Genomic DNA, 16256 nt, shown 5'->3' with positions numbered 1-16256 from the left:
TAGATGGACGGGCGTGGTGCTTACGCGCGGGGGTACAGAACTGCGTATTTCGCGAGGCGTTCTGGTCGTACTGCATCCGGAAACGGTGACGGTTAAGTGTCGTCATTTACCGTCATCCTGGCGGAGTCGGCGGCTCTAGCATCGTCCTCTGCCGTCATTACCGCGGAGGCGGGAATCCACCGGAAAGCACAAACCGACCAGCAGAGTGTCGACCACGCCGCCAAGTGGATTCCCGCCTCCGCGGTAATGACCACGGAGGATAGCGCACAAACTGGGCCTCCGCCGGAGGTGCCGGCGGTTGCGTGATAGGAGCTACGCCTGGCCTCCTAAACGGAAACAGCCCCCGATGCGGATGCACCGGGGGCCGTCTCGGCCAGCAACTTGGGGGGAAGAAGCTCTTATTTGAGGAGGCTGAGCACGTTCTGCTGGCTCTGATTGGCCTGGGCCAGCATTGCCGTCGAGGCTTGGGCCAGGATCTGCGACTTGGCGAGGTTGCTCGATTCCAGCGAGAAGTCGGCATCCTCGATCCGCGAACGTGCTTCCGAGAGGTTGTTGATGTTGGCGGTCAGCACGTTGACCGTCGCTTCGAGGCGGTTCTGGTTGGCGCCGAGATTGGCCCGGACGTTGGCGACCTGGGTTAGAGCCAGATCCGAAGCGGTCAGCGCGAGGCCGGCATTGGCCGTGGTGTCGACCTTGATGGTGCTGGCGTAAGCTGCAGCGACCTTGTCGAGACCGCCGACGGTGATGGCCGTCGTGTCGCCCGAATTGATGCCGGTCTGGATGGCGAAGCTGGTCGCCACCGAGGTCGCTGAGAACAGCGTGTTGCCATTGAACTTGGTCTTGGTGACGACATCGGAGATCTGCGACTGGAGCGCAGCAACTTCGGTCTGGAGGTTGTCCCGGTCGGTCGACTGGTAGGTGCCGTTGGCCGCCTGGACGGCCAGTTCGCGGATACGCTGCAGCATGTTGCTGGCTTCGCCGAGCGCGCCTTCCGCAGTCTGCGACAGCGAGATGCCGTCATTGGCGTTGCGGATGGCGACCGACATGCCCCGGACCGATGCGGTCATCGAAGAGGCGATGGCGAGGCCGGCGGCGTCGTCCTTGGCCGAATTGATGCGCTTGCCGCTCGAGAGGCGTTCCATCGCGGAGGCCTGCATCTGATTGGCGAGGCGACCTGCATTCTGGGCGCGGAGCGAAGAGATGTTGGTGTTGATGACGGTCATGTGGATCAGTCCTTGTCCTGTTAAGGGGCGATGATCCGGTGCTGGCCGTTCTCGCCTCGATCCCATTAACGGCCGTGCTTACCCCGGCTTTAACCAGGAAAATTCACTACGATCGATTTTTTCCCGATTTTTCTGTCAAGATATTGTAATCAAAGAGATATTATTTTTGATGTTTCCGCTTTAAGCTGTGTTTGGCCGTTGGCTGACCGTGCCGGTCTCATCCGAGGCTCCCCTGCCCGGCAAGTTTTTGCCGCCTTCGACCAAAGGATGAGCGGCCTCTTGCCGCTCGTTTGAAACGCCCGTTTTTCAGAGTGTTTCTGCTGCCCCTCGCGCGCACGCGCACGGGCGTGCCGTCACGGGCAGGCGCGGCGCGCGGTCTATTAAGACTTTCGTAGTTAATTCGCCGGTAAGGATGTCCGGCAAGGAATTGGCGTGGCTGGCACGTCGGATCCGCGAGGACGGCCATGACGACGATCGGTATCAGCGAGAAGGCGCAAGGTTCCCACCCCACGCTGGTCGCGTGGCTGGGCGGCGCGGGCATCGAAACCGCACAGATCGACCCCTCCACCGCGCCCGCCCGTGATGCCCAGCGCATCCTCCACGTCACCGAGATCGGCCTCGCACGCCAGCATGATATTCTGATCGACTTCGCGGATGGCCAGCCGGTGTTGCGCCGCGCCAAGGTCGGCCGTCCCACGACGGTCGTCTTCGGCTTCGAGGACATGGCGTTCGGCCATGCGCTGATCGCCGAGCTGATCCGCCCGCGCATAATGCCGGCCTGTGGCGAACCCGAGAGCACCCGCTTTCTTGCGCTGGCGGCCCGCGTCGCGCGCAGCGATGCCACCATGCTGCTGCTGGGCGAAACCGGCACCGGCAAGGAGGGCGTCGCCCGCTTCGTTCACGCAGTCTCCGCGCGCAGCGACAAGCCCTTCGTTGCGGTCAATTGCGCCGCGCTTCCCGAAACCATGCTCGAAGCCATGTTGTTCGGCCATCAGAAGGGTGCCTTCACCGGCGCGACCGGATCGGGCGAGGGCCTGTTCCGCGCTGCCGAGGGCGGCACACTGCTGCTGGACGAAATCTCCGAGCTGCCGCTACCGCTGCAGGCCAAGCTGCTCCGTGCGCTGCAGGAGCGCGAAGTCCTTCCCGTCGGCGCCACCGCGCCGATCGCGATCGACGTTCGCATCATCGCCGCCGGCAACCGCGATCTCGCCGCCGAAGTCGAGGCCGGCCGGTTCCGCGCCGATCTCTACTGGCGGCTCAACGTGATGCCGATGACGCTGAAGCCGCTCGGCCAGCGCCGTCAGGATATCCGCGCAATCTCCGCCGCGCTGCTGCTGCGTCACACCCCCGACCATGAGGATCTCGCCTGGCCGACCGCCAATGCCCTGGACCGGCTGATGACGCATGGCTGGCCCGGCAATGTCCGCGAGCTCGAAAATGTTCTGCAGCGCGCAATGCTGATGCGCGACGGTAGCCGGATCGAGGCCGCCGACCTGATGATCGATCCCGCGCCGAACGCGCCCGCCTACCGCATGGCATCGGTCGAAGCCGCGCCGATAGCGTCCACGCCGCTCCAGGCGCCCGTTCGCCTGGCCGACGCGCGCCGCCTGAGCCAGGCACAAGCGATCGAGGAAGCGCTCGCAGCCACCGGTGGCCACCGTCTCCGCGCCGCCCAGCGGCTCGGCATCTCCGAACGCACGCTGCGCTATCGCATCGCCGATATGCGCGCCGTAGCTTGAGGGAGGTTTAGATGACCACCATCAACACCAGCAACCTGATGGCCATGCGCAATGCCATCCTGCAGCAGAATTCGGCCCTGCAGAAGGCGGCCGCCGCCCCCGCACCCAATCCGGTCGACGGAGTCGCCTCGGTAGGCACCACGACCGGCGCGCCCGATGGCGGCTTCGCATCCACCCTGCGCGGCGCGCTGGGCGAGGTTAACAACCAGCAGGCCAAGGCCGGCGCGATCAGCGAAAGCTATGAGCGTGGCGAAACCACCGACATCGCGGCCGTGATGCTCCAGCGCGAGCAGGCCAATGTCGGCTTCCAGGCCACCCTGCAGGTCCGCAACAAACTCCTGTCCGCCTATAAGGACATCATGAGCATGCCGGTATAATCGATGGCTGACATCATCACCTCCCCCGCCCCGAACGCTCCTATGCTGTCCGCCCCGACGGGTGCGGGCGGCGTCGGCACATCGGCGATCCTCGAGCGGGTAAAGGATTTCACCGCCCAGCCGGCGATCCAGCGCAGCCTGCCGATGATCGGCCTGATCGCGCTGCTCGGCGTCGCCGCCCTGCTATGGTCGACGATGTCGGGCGCGCCGCAGCGCGACCTGTTCGCCGGCATGGGCGATGCCGACAAGGCCGCTGTCGCCGACGCGCTGAAGGCCGCGAACATTCCCTATCAGGTGGATCGCGATACCGGATCGCTGACCGTGTCGGAGACCAGCTTCTACCAGGCCAAGATGCTGCTCGCGCAGCAGGGCCTGCCGAAATCGGCGCCCGATGGCGACGCGATGATATCCTCGCTTCCGCTCGGCGCGAGCCGCGCCGTCGAAGGCGAGAAGCTGCGCACCGCGCGCGAGATGGATCTCGCCCGCACGATCGAAGCAATCGATGCGGTCGAAACCGCCAAGATTCACATTGCGGCCGATCAGCCCAGCGTCTTCCTGCGCGACGAGGCCAAGCCCCAGGCATCGGTGATGCTGCGCCTGCGCGCGGGCCGTGCGCTGTCGGACTCGCAGGTCCAGGCGATCGTCCATCTCGTGGCCTCGTCGGTACCGAACCTGGCGCCCGATGGCGTGTCGGTCGTCGACCAGGCCGGCCGACTGCTGTCGGCGTCGGGCAATGACCCGATGAGCGAGGCCTCCAACCGGCAGGTCGACATCCAGAGCAAGATCGAGCAGCGCTATCTCGACGCCCTCAACAAGATTCTGACGCCAATCGTCGGCCCCGGCAACTTCACCGCCGAAGTTCATGCCGATGTCGACTTCACCGAAACCCAGGCGACGCGCGAGAGCTATCCGAAGGACACCGCCGTGGTCCGCTCCGAACAGGGCGGCTGGACCGGCGACAAGAATGGCGGCGAAGCCTCCGGCATTCCCGGCGCCCTGTCGAACCAGCCCCCTTCCGCGAGCCAGGTGGCCGCGGCACCGCAGCAGACCATGAACGCCACCGCCGGCACCACCGCCGCCGCGGAAGCCGGCAAGACCTCCGAACAGTATAACCGCACCTATGAACTTGGCCGCGAGGTCTCGGTCACCCACAATCCGATCGGCCAGGTGAAGCGCCTCTCGGTCGCCGTCGCCCTGCGTGAAGGCGGCCGCAAGTTCAGCCGCGCCGAGCTCGCCTCGATCGAATCGCTGGTGCGCGGTGCGATCGGTGCCGATCAGGCGCGCGGCGATGTCGTCGCCCTCTCCGCCCGCAGCTTTGCGGTGGCGCAGGATGCCGAGGTCAAGTCCAACTGGTGGGAGGCCCCATGGGTCTCCACCCTGGCACGCAACCTGTCTGCGCTGCTCGTCGTCGCGCTGCTCGTCTTCGGCGTCGCCAAGCCGATGCTTAGGCGCCGCGCCGCCTTCGCCGAAGAGCGGAAGACGGCAATGCAGGCGATGATCAGCTCGGGCGGCCGCATCCCGGAGGGCACCAGCCCGGCCGTCCGCAACGAGATCGCCTCGGCACTCGCCCAGCAGGCGCTGCATGATCCCAACAAACCGGTGACCCTCGACATGATCCAGGCGACGCCAGGCTATGCCAATCGCGCCGAGCTGATCCGCAACTTCGTACGCCAGGATCCGGACCGCGCCGCCCTGGTGGTGCGCGACCTTATCCGCGCCGACATGCCCGGAGCCGAATAACCATCATGGCCGAAGAAACCCCCATCGATACCGAAAACGCCAGCCCTGTGCCGCCCAGCGGCAGCCAGGCCGCCGCAATCCTGCTGATGCTGCTCGGCGAGGAAGAGGCCGCCACCGTACTGAGCCGGCTCGAGCCCGACGAGGTCCAGCATCTCGGAGGCGCGATGTTCGGCGTCGCCAACATCTCGGAAGACCAGATCGACGACGTATTCGACGTATTCGTCGATCGCGCCCGCGTCCGCACCACCCTGGGTTTCGGCGTCGAACGCCAGATCAAGGGGATGATGCACAAGGCGCTGGGGCATGACAAAGCCGATCAAGTGCTTCAGCGGATCACGCCCGTCCAGCATGTCAGCACGCTCGAAAATCTCAAATGGCTGGACGCCCGCGCCATCGCCAACCTGATCGAGTTCGAGCATCCGCAACTCGCCGCGATCGTGCTGGCCTTCCTGGAGGCGCAGCGCGCGGCCGATGTGCTGCAACTGCTGCCAGAAGAGATGCAGGCCGACCTGGTCTATCGCGTTGCGACCATGGGCCCCGTCACCGAGGCCGCTCTTTCCGAGCTCGACGAACTGCTCAACCGGCCGCCGACCGAGCAGTCCACCGGCGCGACCACGCGCCGCGGCGGCGCCGGCGAGGCGGCAAAGATCGTTAATTCTTCGCGGAAGGCCGCCGAGCAGCGGATCATCAAGGCGCTGCAAAAACTCGACAAGTCGGTCGCGCGGAACATCGAGGAAGAGATGTTCATCTTCGACAACCTGATGGCGGTTGGCGACAAGGACCTCGGCACGCTGCTGCGCGCAGTCGACAATGATGTTCTGGTGGTGTCGCTCAAGGGTGCCGACGAGAAGCTGCGGCAGAAGATCTTCGGCTGCATGTCAAGCCGCGCCGCCCAGTCGATCCAGGACGAAATCGCCGATCGCGGCCCAATGCGGCTCGCCGATGTACAGGAAGCGCAGAAGGCGATGCTCTCAGTCGCGCGCAAGCTTGCCGCCGAAGGAACCATCAGTCTCGGCGGAAAGGGCGACGACTTTGTCTGATCTCTGGACAACCGATGTCAGCGTCGACGCGACCCGGGTCGATGCCTGGGCACGCCCTGCCCCGTCCGGCCAGTTCACGCCCTGGGGCGACAATCCGCATCCCAAGCGCCGCGCGAGCGATTTCGCGCCGAGTCCGCGCCAGCCCCAGGCAGCACCGGTCACCGATATCGAGACGCTGCGCGCCGAGGCTTTTGCGGAAGGGTTCGAACATGGCCGCCAGGCCGTCATGGTCGAGTTCGCCCGCGAGCGAGAGGCGCTGGCCCACCTCATCCGCTCGGCCGAGGCGATCAAGCCAGAACCCGCCGGCCCGCTCGCCGCGGTGCTGGCGGAAACCGTCGCACGACTGGTCCGGCAGATCGTCGGCGAAGTGAAGATCGACCCCGAAATGCTGCAGCAGCGCGCCGAGACGATCGCCGAGATGGTCACCGCCGAGTCCGGTCCCGCCCGGCTGCGCATGCACCCTGAAGACATCGCCATGCTCGAGGGCGTCGACCTCGGCCTGCCGATGGCGCCTGATCATCACCTCACCTCGGGCACGATCGTCCTCGAAACTGGCGAAGGCTGGATCGAGGACGGTCCGCAGGTACGCCTTGCGCGCCTGCGCGCTCAACTCGACAATATGGGCCTGCCGCGATGACCGTCGCGGCGCGCGCCCAGGCGATGCTCAGCACCATAGAAATCGATCCCACCGGTCCGCGCCGGATTGGCCGGCTCGCTTCCTATGACGGGCTGATGCTCGAGGCGACGGGCTTCCCGGTACCGGTCGGATCGAACGCGCGCGTCATCGATGCCGACGGTCACGCCGCGCTCGCCGAAGTTGTCGGCTTTCGCGGCAACCGCACCCTGCTCATGGCGTTGGACGCCGACGCTCCGCACAGCGCGGGCGCACGCGTCGAGCCCGACCGCCGCGGCGGCTCCGTGGATGTCGGCGACACTCTGCTCGGCCGGGTGGTTGATGCGCTGGGCAATCCGATCGACGGGCTCGGGCCGATCGCCACCGCCGAGCGCTGGCCGCTGGCCGGCAAGCGCGGCAACCCGCTGGATCGCGCCCGGGTAACCGAGCCGTTCGACATGGGCGTGCGCGCGATCAATGCGCTGCTGACCGCCGGCGTCGGCCAGCGCATCGCCATCGCCGCCGGCTCGGGCGTGGGGAAATCCGTGCTGATGGGCCAGATGATCTCCGGCGCCGACGCCGACGTGATCGTCGTCGGCCTGGTCGGCGAACGCAGCCGCGAGGTCAGTGACTTTCTCGCCACCAAGCTGGCCGGGCCAGTGCGCCAGAAGAGCGTGGTCGTCGCCGTTCCCGCCGATCATCCGCCGGTGCTGCGGCTGCGCGCAGCCATGCGCGCGACCGCCATCGCCGAATATTTCCGCGCGCAAGGCAAGCGCGTGCTGCTGCTGATCGACAGCCTCACCCGCGTCGCCCATGCCCAGCGCGAGATCGGCCTGTCGCTGGGCGAGCCGCCGACGATGAAAGGCTATCCGCCATCAGCGCTCGGCATGATCCCGCGGCTGATCGAGCGCGCCGGCGTCGATGCCAGCTCGGGGGGATCGATCACAGCGCTCTACACCGTCCTCGCCGATGGCGACGACACCGACGACCCGATCGTCGACACCGCACGCGCCATCGTCGACGGCCATATCATCCTGTCGCGCAGCCTCGCCGAACAGGGCGTGTTTCCGGCAATCGACGTGGGCAAGTCGCTGAGCCGCGTGATGAACGACATCGTCGGTCCCGAACATCTCCAGGCCGCGCAGATCCTGCGCCGGCTGTGGGCGGTCTATGAGGAAAACCGCGACCTGATCCTGATGGGCGCCTACCGCACCGGCAGCGACCCGATCATCGATATCGCCATCGCCCGGCACGATCATATCCTCGAGTTCATCAGCCAGGGTCAGAAGGACCGGGTCGACTTCGACGATTCGATCAAGGCGCTGATTGAGGCGTTCGGCGGGTGAAGGCACTGGTCGCAAAGCGCGCGCGGATCACCCGGGTAAGGGACGTGCAGCACATGCTCGCCACCTCGGCCGCAGCCAGCGCGGAGGCGCAGGTCGCTTCGCTGGAAAATAATGCGGCCAAGCTCGCCTCGCTGCGCGACAGCCTGACCCTGCCGAGCGGCCCCTCGACCGGCGCGATCCTCCAGAACCGCGGCGAACTGGCGCAGCGCCTCGACAAGGCCCGGAACGGCCTTACCGACGCCATCGTCACGGCACGCGCCGCGGCCGAAAAAAAGATCGCAGAGCGGCTCGAAGCGCGCCAGCGCCAGGAAAGCGCGGCGAAGCTCGATGCCCGCGCCGTGCAGGCGCTCGCGGAATGGACCGAGGCCCGCATCGCCGCGAATTTCCGTCCGAAAGGACCAAGACATGCAGAGCAAGGTGAAGACTGACATGGCCGTTGCAGCACTTTCCACCGCCTCGATCGCGTTGAACACGAGTCCGGCTCCGGCGATCCAGCAGGCTTCGGAGGCTCCTCAGGCCTTCGCGAAGCTGATCGAGCGGGCCAAGCCCGAAGACAAGGCACCCGAAGACGGCACCCGCCCCCAGGCCACGCCCGATGGCGATGCCGAATCCGCCGCCGCCGAGGACAGTTCCGTCAACCTGCCCGAAGGCGAGGCAAAGGCGCTGCCCTCCGACCAGCCGGTGGACCTGCTCGCGGAGATCGAGGCCATGGTCACTGCCGCCAGCCAACTCGGTATCAACCAGCCGATGCCGCTTGCGCCCGCGCCACTGGCGCCGGGACCGCTGCCATCCGATACAGCGGCCGCAACCGTGACCATGCCCGCGGCCATTGCGACCACCATGGCCAAGTCCATGTCAGCGATCAAATCCATGCCAGCTATGACGCCGGCGGCCTCCGATGGACCTGACAGATCGACCGGCACCGATGCCCATGCCGCGCTGGCCGCCGTGACGGCGCCGGTTATCACCTCGACGCCGGCGGCACCGATCCCGGCAGCGGACAGCCCGGTGGAAGCCGCGGAAGCTTCTCCCGCCGCAGCGCCGTCGGCGCAGGTCGAAAATGGCAAATCGCCGGGAATTGCCGACGATGCCAAGAGCGGCTCCGCCGTGCGAAGCGACATCGCCGCGCTGCTCGCTTCGCTCAAATCGGTCTACCAGCCTGCCAAGGCTGGCGACGCCGCGGCGCCCGACGCCCTGCCTGCGCCATTGCCGGCCGAAAAGCTGGCTGAACTTGCTGCCGGTACCGCGCCAGCCGCTGTCGCGGCTGCCATCGCCGCTGAAACGCAACCGGCCGCCGCGGTCATGGTTCAGCCGGCCCTTGCAGCGGCCATGCCTGCGGTGACTGCACCGAAAACCGCCAGGCCCGCCGCCGGCGCGACAGCTGTCGGCATTGTCGATCCGAGCGCCCTGACCGCGACGCCGCTGCCCGACACCAGGATAACCCAGGACAGCGACGCACCTCTTTCGGAGGCAAGCACCGCTGAAGCCGATGTCTCCGCGCCGCTGCCAGCCAACCCGGCAGCCGGCCCAGCGCCCGCCGCCGCGGCCGATACGACACCGGCCCCGATCGCCGTCAGCGCATCCACCCCTTCAGCAGCGGCCCCGACCGACGGGGTCCCGGTAACGACGCAGGCCGAGCAGAGCGTCGCTCGACACCTCGATCTCGCCCGCGATAATCAGTGGCTGGATCGGCTCGCACGGGACATCAGCCAGGCCGCCAGCCAGCAGGGTCACCTCAAATTCCAGCTCAATCCCGAACATCTCGGCGCACTGACCGTCGAAATCGCAAACAGCGCGTCGGGGACCGCGATCCGCATGACCGCGGACACCGACCAGGCCCGCACGATCATCGCCGACGCCCAGCCGCGTCTGCTCGCCGAGGTCCGCGCACAGGGGCTGCGCGTCTCGGAGTCGCATGTCGACCTTAATCAGCAGGGCGGCGGCAGCTCGGCCTCCGCGCAGGGGCAACGGCGCCAGTCGTCAGAAAATCATAAACCTTTTGCCGCTACACAGGCGGCGATCCGTGACGATGCCGGCGATTCGGCAGCGCGCGACGATGGTGAACTTTACGCCTGATCCATAGGATTTGAACGATGAGCAGTGCCGCCGCACCCGCCGCCGAGGCGCCCAAGAAGAAGGGCAAGATGAAGGGCATCCTGATGATGCTCATAATGGCGATCGTCCTCGCGGGCGGGGGCGTCGGCGCCGGCATGTACGCCGCTGGCGCGGGCTTGGCCGGCGGGCACGAGAAGGCAGCGGAGGAAGACCCCAACGCGCCGAAGCTCGTGGCGAAGGAAGGCCTTGAAGAAGGTGGGCATGTCGAGAAGAAGACGCTGCCGCTCGGCATCGAATCGGACCAGTCGCCCGATCCCACCAAATATAAGGCGACCTACTACACCTTTGAGCAGCCGTTCACCGCCAACCTGCGCGACTCCGACGGCTTCACCCAGATCGGCCTGGGAACGTCGACCTTCTACGACCAGAAGGTGCTCGATAACCTGAAGGACAATGAATTGCCGATCCGCTCGGCGATCCTGATGGTCATGTCGCAGCAGGACAGCTTCACCATCTCGACGCCCGAAGGCAAGCTGGCGCTCCAGAAGCAGCTCAAGGACGCGATCAACGGCGTGCTCAAGCAGCGCACCGGCTTCGGCGGCATCGACAATGTCTATTTCACCACGATAGTCGTGCAGTAGCGCCAAGGTCGCCGCGGTTTCGTTCGGCGGCGCTTCACCAGCGAACATCTGGAGATTACCGGGTTTTTCTCGCCGATCGAACCGGCTAGAGGGGCGAATGATCGATCAGGATCGCCGCCGCCTTGTCCGTTTGTTATCGCTGGCCGGATCGTCTTTCGCGCTCTCGCCGTTCCTCCCCGGCTGGGCAGCGAGCGCCGCAACGAGGCAACCGGTGCTTTCCGGCCCTGACCTTGCGCTCACCATCGATCATGTGACGATGACCGTCGATGGCCGCAAGAGCCATGCGATCGGTATCAACGGCTCCGCCCCCGGTCCGCTTATCCGCCTGCGCCAGGGGCAGCGGGCACGGATCGCGGTTACCAACAATCTGCATGAGGACAGCTCGATCCACTGGCACGGCCTGCTGCTGCCCTTCCAGATGGACGGCGTGCCGGGCATCAGCTTTCCCGGCATCAGGCCCGGCGAAACTTTCGTCTATGAGTTTCCGCTGCTTCAGTCGGGAACCTACTGGTACCACAGCCACAGTGGCCTGCAGGAGCAGATGGGGCATTATGGACCGATCATCATCGATCCGGCCGACGCCGGCCCGATCGCGGATGGGCGCGAGCACGTCATTCTGCTGTCCGATCATAGTTCGCTCCACCCGCATGAGATCTTCCGGCGCCTCAAGCTCGATCCCGGCGGCTTCAACCAGCAGAAGCAGACCATTGCCGAGCTGCTCGCCGGTCGCGACCAGCCGCTGAAGGATCGCCTCGCATGGGGCCGGATGCGGATGGAGCCCACCGATGTCTCCGACGTAACCGGCACCATCTACAGCTATCTGGTCAACGGCCACGGCCCCGCGGACAACTGGATCGGCCTGTTCACGCCGGGTGAGCGGGTGCGGCTGCGCGTTATCAACGCATCGGCGATGACCAACTTCAATGTCCGCATACCCGGACTGCCGCTTGAGATTGTCGCCGCGGATGGGCTCGACATACAGCCGGTGACTGTCGACGAGTTTCAGATCGCCGTTGCCGAGACCTATGATGTAATCGTGCAGCCGGGCGATGCAGCCTACACCATCGTCGGCGAGACGATCGACCGCTCCGGCATGGCCCGCGCCACGCTTGCTCCTCGCCCCGACATGGCCGCGCCGATCCCCCCGCTGCGCCGCCGCCCGATCGCGACGATGAAGGAGATGGGGATGGATATGGGCGGCATGCGCATGGAGGGCATGGACATGGACATGGACATGGAAATGCGCAGCGCCGCCAATGCGCCGCAGGTGAAGCTCGGCCCCGGCGTCCAGACGATCTCGCCCATGCCGGCCGATCGCACCGGCGAGCCGCCGCAGGGGCTGGAGGATGCCGGCCACAAGGTGCTGGTCTATCGCGATCTGGTCGCGGCTCGGCCAAACCCCGACAGCCGCGCGCCGTCCCGATCGATGGAGATCCATCTGACCGGCAACATGGAACGCTATATGTGGTCCTTCGATGGCGAGAAGCTCAGCGATGTCACGGCGCCCATCCCCTTCACGACCGGGGAGAGGGTGCGGATCACGCTGGTCAACGACACGATGATGAACCATCCGATCCACCTTCATGGCCATTTCTTCGAGCTGGTCACCGGCCACGGCGACCATGCGCCGCGCAAGCATACCGTGAACGTCGCGCCAGGCGGAAAGCTGAGCCTCGACCTGACCGCCGACGCACCGGGCGACTGGGCGTTTCACTGCCACATGCTGTACCACATGCACGCCGGCATGTTCGAAGTCGTCACGGTCCGCGCGGCATGAAGCGCACGCTGCTCTGCGGCCTGCTGCTCGCCAGCCCCGCAGTGGCGCAGGAGATGGACCATAGCCAGCACGGCATGACGATCCCGTCAGACCCGCATGCCGGCCACGATATGCCTGCCCCCGAACAGCCGACAAGGACTACCGCGCCCGCGCCGTCTGGAGACCATGCGGCAGATCGCTTCTACCCTGGAGCGGACATGGCCGCCGCACGGGCAGCGCTGCTCCGCGAACATGGCGCGATGACACTCAGCCAGCTGATGGTTAACTTTGCCGAATATCGTCCGGATCAACGGCGCGATGGCTATGCCTGGAACGCAGAGGCCTGGATCGGCGGCGACATCGACCGGCTCGTGCTCAAGAGTGAGGGCGAAGGCAGCAAGCGACTCGATCATGCCGAGGTCCAGGCGCTGTGGGGCCACGCTCTCGATCCCTATTGGAACCTCCAGCTCGGCGTGCGTCAGGGCATCCGCCCTCGGCCGGGCCGGACTTATGCCGCCCTGAGCATCGCAGGGCTCGCTCCCTATTGGTTCGAGGTGGAGGCTAGCCTGTTCCTGTCCAACAGGGGCGACGTTTCAGCACGGATCGAAGCGTGGCATGACATGCGGCTGACCCAGCGCCTGATCCTCCAGCCACGGCTCGAGGCCAATGCCGCCTTGACCGACGACCGCGCCACCGGCAGCGGTTCAGGCCTGAGCGACGCCAAATTAGGCCTGCGGCTCCGCTACGACATCAGCCGCCGCTTCGCGCCCTATGTCGGCATCGTCCACGAACGGCGCTTCGGCGAAACCGCACGGTTCGCCGCCGCATCCGGTGAGGGGCGGCGTCAGACACGCGCGGTGTTTGGTGTTCGCGGCTGGTTCTGAAGGTCGGTCGCCGGGATCAGCGTCAACCACCGGTCAACAACGACCCCTGCGAGAATTCAACCTTCGGGACAGTCCTCCTCGGTCGATAGAAAACCGCAAAAATCAGATATGGATGGGTTTTCCGGTCACCGCCATCGCCGCTTCCTTGATCGCTTCCGAATGGGTCGGATGCGCGTGGCAGGTGTAGGCGATGTCCTCGCTGGTCGCGCCGAACTCCATGGCCTGCGCGGCCTGAGCGATCATGGTGCCCGCCAGCGAGGCGATGATGTGGACGCCGAGCACCCTGTCGGTCTTCGCATCGGCGATCACCTTCACAAAGCCTTCTGGCTCGTGATTGGTCTTGGCGCGCGAGTTGGCCATCATCGGGAATTTGCCGACCTTGATCTCGCCGCGTTCCCTGGCCTGGTCCTCGGTCAGGCCGACAGCGGCGATCTCCGGCATGGTGTAGACCACGCCGGGAATGACGTCGTGGTTCACGATGCCCGTGAGACCGGCGATGTTCTCCGCGACGGCGATGCCCTCGTCTTCGGCCTTGTGGGCGAGCATCGGGCCGGGCACCACATCGCCGATTGCCCAGATCCCCGGCACCGCGGTGGCGAAGTCGTGGTGGATTTCGATCTGGCCACGCTTATTGGTGATGAGCCCTGCGCGTTCGAGGGCGAGGCCTTCGGTGTTCGGCCGCCGGCCGATCGACACGAGCACCGCATCCGCCTCGATCGTCTCGGAAGCGCCGCCGGCAGACGGCTCCACCGTGACGGTGGCCTTGCCGCCTTCGACTACGACGCTGGTCACCTTGGTCGACAGCTTCAGAGCCATGCCCTGCTTCTTGAACAGCTTGGCGGATTCCTTGCGGACCTCCTCGTCCATGCCGGGCAGCAGCTGATCGAGGAACTCGACGACGGTCACCTTCGCGCCGAGCCGCTTCCAGACCGACCCGAGCTCCAGCCCGATGACACCGCCGCCGATCACGACGAGATGGTTCGGCACCTTGGACAGCTCCAGCGCGCCGGTCGACGAGACGACGATCTTCTCGTCGATCTCCACCCCAGGAAGCGGAGTGACGCTCGACCCGGTGGCGATGATGATGTTCTTCGCACGGTAGTTCTTGCCGGCAACGTCTATGCTGTCCTTGCCGGTGAAGGACGCCAGGCCCTTGAGCCATTCGACCTTGTTCTTCTTGAACAGATATTCGATGCCGCCGGTCAGGCCCTTGACCGCATCGCGGCGCTGGCCATGCATCGTCTCCAGGTCGAGTTCGACGGTCGTCTTGATCCCGAGCTTGGCAAGCTTACCGCTTGCGGCCTCGTCATAGAGCTCCGAGGCATGGAGCATCGCCTTGGACGGGATGCAGCCGACGTTGAGGCAGGTTCCGCCCAATGTTTCGCGGCTCTCCGCGCATGCGGTCTTGAGACCGAGCTGCGCAGCGCGGATGGCGGCGACATAGCCGCCCGGTCCCGCACCGATGACGATCACATCGAAATCATAGTCGGACATCACAGCTTCCTTATTACGTCATGCCAGCGAAGGCTGGCATCTCATGCGGCAAAGGTGCGCCTCCGCCTCCTGAGACCCCGGCCTGCGCTGGGGTGACGATTTGTTTTACAGGTCGATCAGCAGACGGGTCGGATCCTCGATCGCATTCTTGAGCGCGACGAGGAAAGTGACCGCCTCGCGGCCGTCGATTAGGCGGTGGTCATAGCTCAGCGCCAGATACATCATTGGCCGGGCGACGATCTGACCGTCGCGGACCACCGGGCGGTCCTCGATGCGATGCAGGCCGAGCACGCCCGACTGGGGCGGGTTGATGATCGGCGTCGACATCAGCGAACCGAATACGCCGCCGTTCGAGATGGTGAAGGTACCGCCCTTCATCTCTTCCAGCTTGAGGGTCCCGGCCTTGGCGCGGGCGCCGAAATCGCCGATCGTCTTTTCGATCTCGGCGACCGACAAGGTCTGCGCGTCGCGGATCACCGGAACCACCAGCCCGTTCGGCGCCGACACCGCAACCGACACGTCAACATAGTCGCGATAGACGATCTCATCGCCCTCGATCGAGCCGTTGACCGCTGGCACGTCGCGCAGCGCCATGCAGGCCGCCTTCACGAAAAAGCCCATGAAGCCCAGGCGCACGCCGTGCTTCTTTTCGAACAGGTCCTTGTACTTGTTACGCGCCTCGATCACCGCCGTCATGTCGACGTCGTTGAAGGTGGTGAGCATCGCCGCAGTGTTCTGCGCCTCCTTGAGGCGGCTCGCGACAGTCTTGCGCAGCCGGGTCATGCGGACCCGCTCTTCCTTGCGGTCGTTGGCCGCGGCCGAAGCAGGCGCCGATGGGACAGCTACAGGCGCAGCAGGCGTCGGCGCAGTCCGCGCCGCGGTGATGACATCCTCCTTGGTCAGCCGGCCATCCTTCCCGGTGCCCCTGATCTTGCTGGGGTCGACGCCATGCTCGAGCACCGCGCGGCGCACCGATGGGGACAGGGTGAGCGGATCGCCCGATCCAGCGTCCGCCGGCGCCGCGGCGGGTTCGTGTGGCGCAGCGGCCTCGGCCTTGCCGACGGCGGTGCGATCCTCGACGGCGGGCGTCGCCGCCGTCGCCGCCGTGGCGCCGGCTTCGATCCGCGCGATCACCGCGCCTACGTTCACCGTATCGCCTTCGTCGACGACCAGTTCGCCAATCACTCCGGCAACCGGCGACGGCACTTCGACCGCGACCTTGTCGGTTTCGAGACTGGCGATCGGCTCGTCAACTTTAACCGCGTCGCCCGGCTGCTTGAGCCATTGGCCGAGGGTTGCCTCGGTGATCGATTCGCCGAGCGTCGGTACCACCACATCGGTAGCCATC

14 protein-coding genes are annotated in these 16256 nt (G+C 65.9%); 11 read left to right on the top strand and 3 right to left on the bottom strand.

Annotation, left to right across the window (positions count from 1 at the left end):
• Positions 1-398: 398 nt before the first annotated feature.
• Positions 399-1223, bottom strand: coding sequence for a flagellin N-terminal helical domain-containing protein (locus AAC645_RS03325; protein WP_340313824.1), 825 nt, complete (start codon positions 1221-1223; stop codon positions 399-401).
• A 464-nt stretch (positions 1224-1687) separates the two neighbouring features.
• Here AAC645_RS03325 and AAC645_RS03320 point away from each other — a divergent pair, with 464 nt between their 5' ends.
• The 11 genes from AAC645_RS03320 to AAC645_RS03270 all read left to right on the top strand — a co-directional run bounded on the left by AAC645_RS03320 (position 1688) and on the right by AAC645_RS03270 (position 13414).
• Positions 1688-2962 carry a sigma-54 interaction domain-containing protein gene (locus AAC645_RS03320; protein WP_340313822.1) on the top strand — a complete coding sequence of 425 codons (1275 nt, stop codon included), beginning with the start codon at positions 1688-1690 and terminating at the stop codon, positions 2960-2962.
• A gap of 11 nt (positions 2963-2973) precedes the next feature.
• The gene (gene fliE, locus AAC645_RS03315) at positions 2974-3339 is read left to right on the top strand and encodes a flagellar hook-basal body complex protein FliE (protein WP_340313820.1); all 366 of its coding nucleotides are present in this window, start codon (positions 2974-2976) and stop codon (positions 3337-3339) included.
• A gap of 3 nt (positions 3340-3342) precedes the next feature.
• Positions 3343-5079 carry a flagellar basal-body MS-ring/collar protein FliF gene (fliF, locus tag AAC645_RS03310; RefSeq protein WP_340313818.1) on the top strand — a complete coding sequence of 579 codons (1737 nt, stop codon included), beginning with the start codon at positions 3343-3345 and terminating at the stop codon, positions 5077-5079.
• 5 nt (positions 5080-5084) lie between these two features.
• A complete protein-coding gene (gene fliG / locus AAC645_RS03305) occupies positions 5085-6119 on the top strand; it encodes a flagellar motor switch protein FliG (RefSeq protein ID WP_340313817.1) in 1035 nt (344 codons plus the stop codon).
• Positions 6112-6756 carry a FliH/SctL family protein gene (locus AAC645_RS03300; RefSeq protein ID WP_340313815.1) on the top strand — a complete coding sequence of 215 codons (645 nt, stop codon included), beginning with the start codon at positions 6112-6114 and terminating at the stop codon, positions 6754-6756. The genes fliG and AAC645_RS03300 overlap by 8 nt, the downstream gene beginning before the upstream one ends.
• Positions 6753-8078: a FliI/YscN family ATPase gene (locus tag AAC645_RS03295; RefSeq protein ID WP_340313813.1), complete on the top strand. Its 1326-nt coding sequence runs from the start codon at positions 6753-6755 to the stop codon at positions 8076-8078. Before AAC645_RS03300 ends, AAC645_RS03295 begins: the two co-directional genes overlap by 4 nt.
• Positions 8075-8506, top strand: coding sequence for a hypothetical protein (locus tag AAC645_RS03290; RefSeq protein ID WP_340313812.1), 432 nt, complete (start codon positions 8075-8077; stop codon positions 8504-8506). The genes AAC645_RS03295 and AAC645_RS03290 overlap by 4 nt, the downstream gene beginning before the upstream one ends.
• The gene (locus tag AAC645_RS03285) at positions 8484-10154 is read left to right on the top strand and encodes a flagellar hook-length control protein FliK (RefSeq protein WP_340313811.1); all 1671 of its coding nucleotides are present in this window, start codon (positions 8484-8486) and stop codon (positions 10152-10154) included. Before AAC645_RS03290 ends, AAC645_RS03285 begins: the two co-directional genes overlap by 23 nt.
• A 17-nt stretch (positions 10155-10171) precedes the next feature.
• The gene (locus AAC645_RS03280; RefSeq protein WP_340313810.1) at positions 10172-10774 is read left to right on the top strand and encodes a flagellar basal body-associated FliL family protein; all 603 of its coding nucleotides are present in this window, start codon (positions 10172-10174) and stop codon (positions 10772-10774) included.
• A gap of 97 nt (positions 10775-10871) precedes the next feature.
• Positions 10872-12551 carry a copper resistance system multicopper oxidase gene (locus AAC645_RS03275; protein WP_340313809.1) on the top strand — a complete coding sequence of 560 codons (1680 nt, stop codon included), beginning with the start codon at positions 10872-10874 and terminating at the stop codon, positions 12549-12551.
• On the top strand, positions 12548-13414 hold the full coding sequence (locus AAC645_RS03270) for a copper resistance protein B (RefSeq protein WP_340313807.1): 867 nt from the start codon (positions 12548-12550) through the stop codon (positions 13412-13414). The genes AAC645_RS03275 and AAC645_RS03270 overlap by 4 nt, the downstream gene beginning before the upstream one ends.
• A 102-nt stretch (positions 13415-13516) precedes the next feature.
• Here AAC645_RS03270 and lpdA read toward each other — a convergent pair whose 3' ends face one another.
• Together lpdA and odhB are read right to left on the bottom strand one after the other, a co-directional pair.
• On the bottom strand, positions 13517-14908 hold the full coding sequence (lpdA, locus tag AAC645_RS03265; protein WP_340313805.1) for a dihydrolipoyl dehydrogenase: 1392 nt from the start codon (positions 14906-14908) through the stop codon (positions 13517-13519).
• 105 nt (positions 14909-15013) lie between these two features.
• Entirely contained in the window at positions 15014-16255 is a 1242-nt protein-coding gene (odhB, locus tag AAC645_RS03260) for a 2-oxoglutarate dehydrogenase complex dihydrolipoyllysine-residue succinyltransferase (RefSeq protein ID WP_340313803.1), read from the bottom strand.
• Position 16256: the final 1 nt, after the last annotated feature.

The organism is Rhizorhabdus argentea (assembly GCF_037861105.1).
Taxonomy (GTDB): Bacteria; Pseudomonadota; Alphaproteobacteria; order Sphingomonadales; family Sphingomonadaceae; genus Rhizorhabdus; species Rhizorhabdus argentea.
Note: the sequence above shows the minus strand (reverse complement) of the source record. Positions and strands in the feature narration are given on the sequence as shown.

Coding starts and splice junctions, on each gene's coding strand:
- fliF (WP_340313818.1), top strand. CDS start 3,343: ATGGCTGACATCATCACCTCCCCCGCCCCGAACGCTCCTATGCTGTCC.
- fliE (WP_340313820.1), top strand. CDS start 2,974: ATGACCACCATCAACACCAGCAACCTGATGGCCATGCGCAATGCCATC.
- AAC645_RS03320 (WP_340313822.1), top strand. CDS start 1,688: ATGACGACGATCGGTATCAGCGAGAAGGCGCAAGGTTCCCACCCCACG.
- AAC645_RS03295 (WP_340313813.1), top strand. CDS start 6,753: ATGACCGTCGCGGCGCGCGCCCAGGCGATGCTCAGCACCATAGAAATC.
- lpdA (WP_340313805.1), bottom strand. CDS start 14,908: ATGTCCGACTATGATTTCGATGTGATCGTCATCGGTGCGGGACCGGGC.
- AAC645_RS03275 (WP_340313809.1), top strand. CDS start 10,872: ATGATCGATCAGGATCGCCGCCGCCTTGTCCGTTTGTTATCGCTGGCC.
- AAC645_RS03280 (WP_340313810.1), top strand. CDS start 10,172: ATGAGCAGTGCCGCCGCACCCGCCGCCGAGGCGCCCAAGAAGAAGGGC.
- AAC645_RS03270 (WP_340313807.1), top strand. CDS start 12,548: ATGAAGCGCACGCTGCTCTGCGGCCTGCTGCTCGCCAGCCCCGCAGTG.
- AAC645_RS03285 (WP_340313811.1), top strand. CDS start 8,484: ATGCAGAGCAAGGTGAAGACTGACATGGCCGTTGCAGCACTTTCCACC.
- fliG (WP_340313817.1), top strand. CDS start 5,085: ATGGCCGAAGAAACCCCCATCGATACCGAAAACGCCAGCCCTGTGCCG.
- odhB (WP_340313803.1), bottom strand. CDS start 16,255: ATGGCTACCGATGTGGTGGTACCGACGCTCGGCGAATCGATCACCGAG.
- AAC645_RS03325 (WP_340313824.1), bottom strand. CDS start 1,223: ATGACCGTCATCAACACCAACATCTCTTCGCTCCGCGCCCAGAATGCA.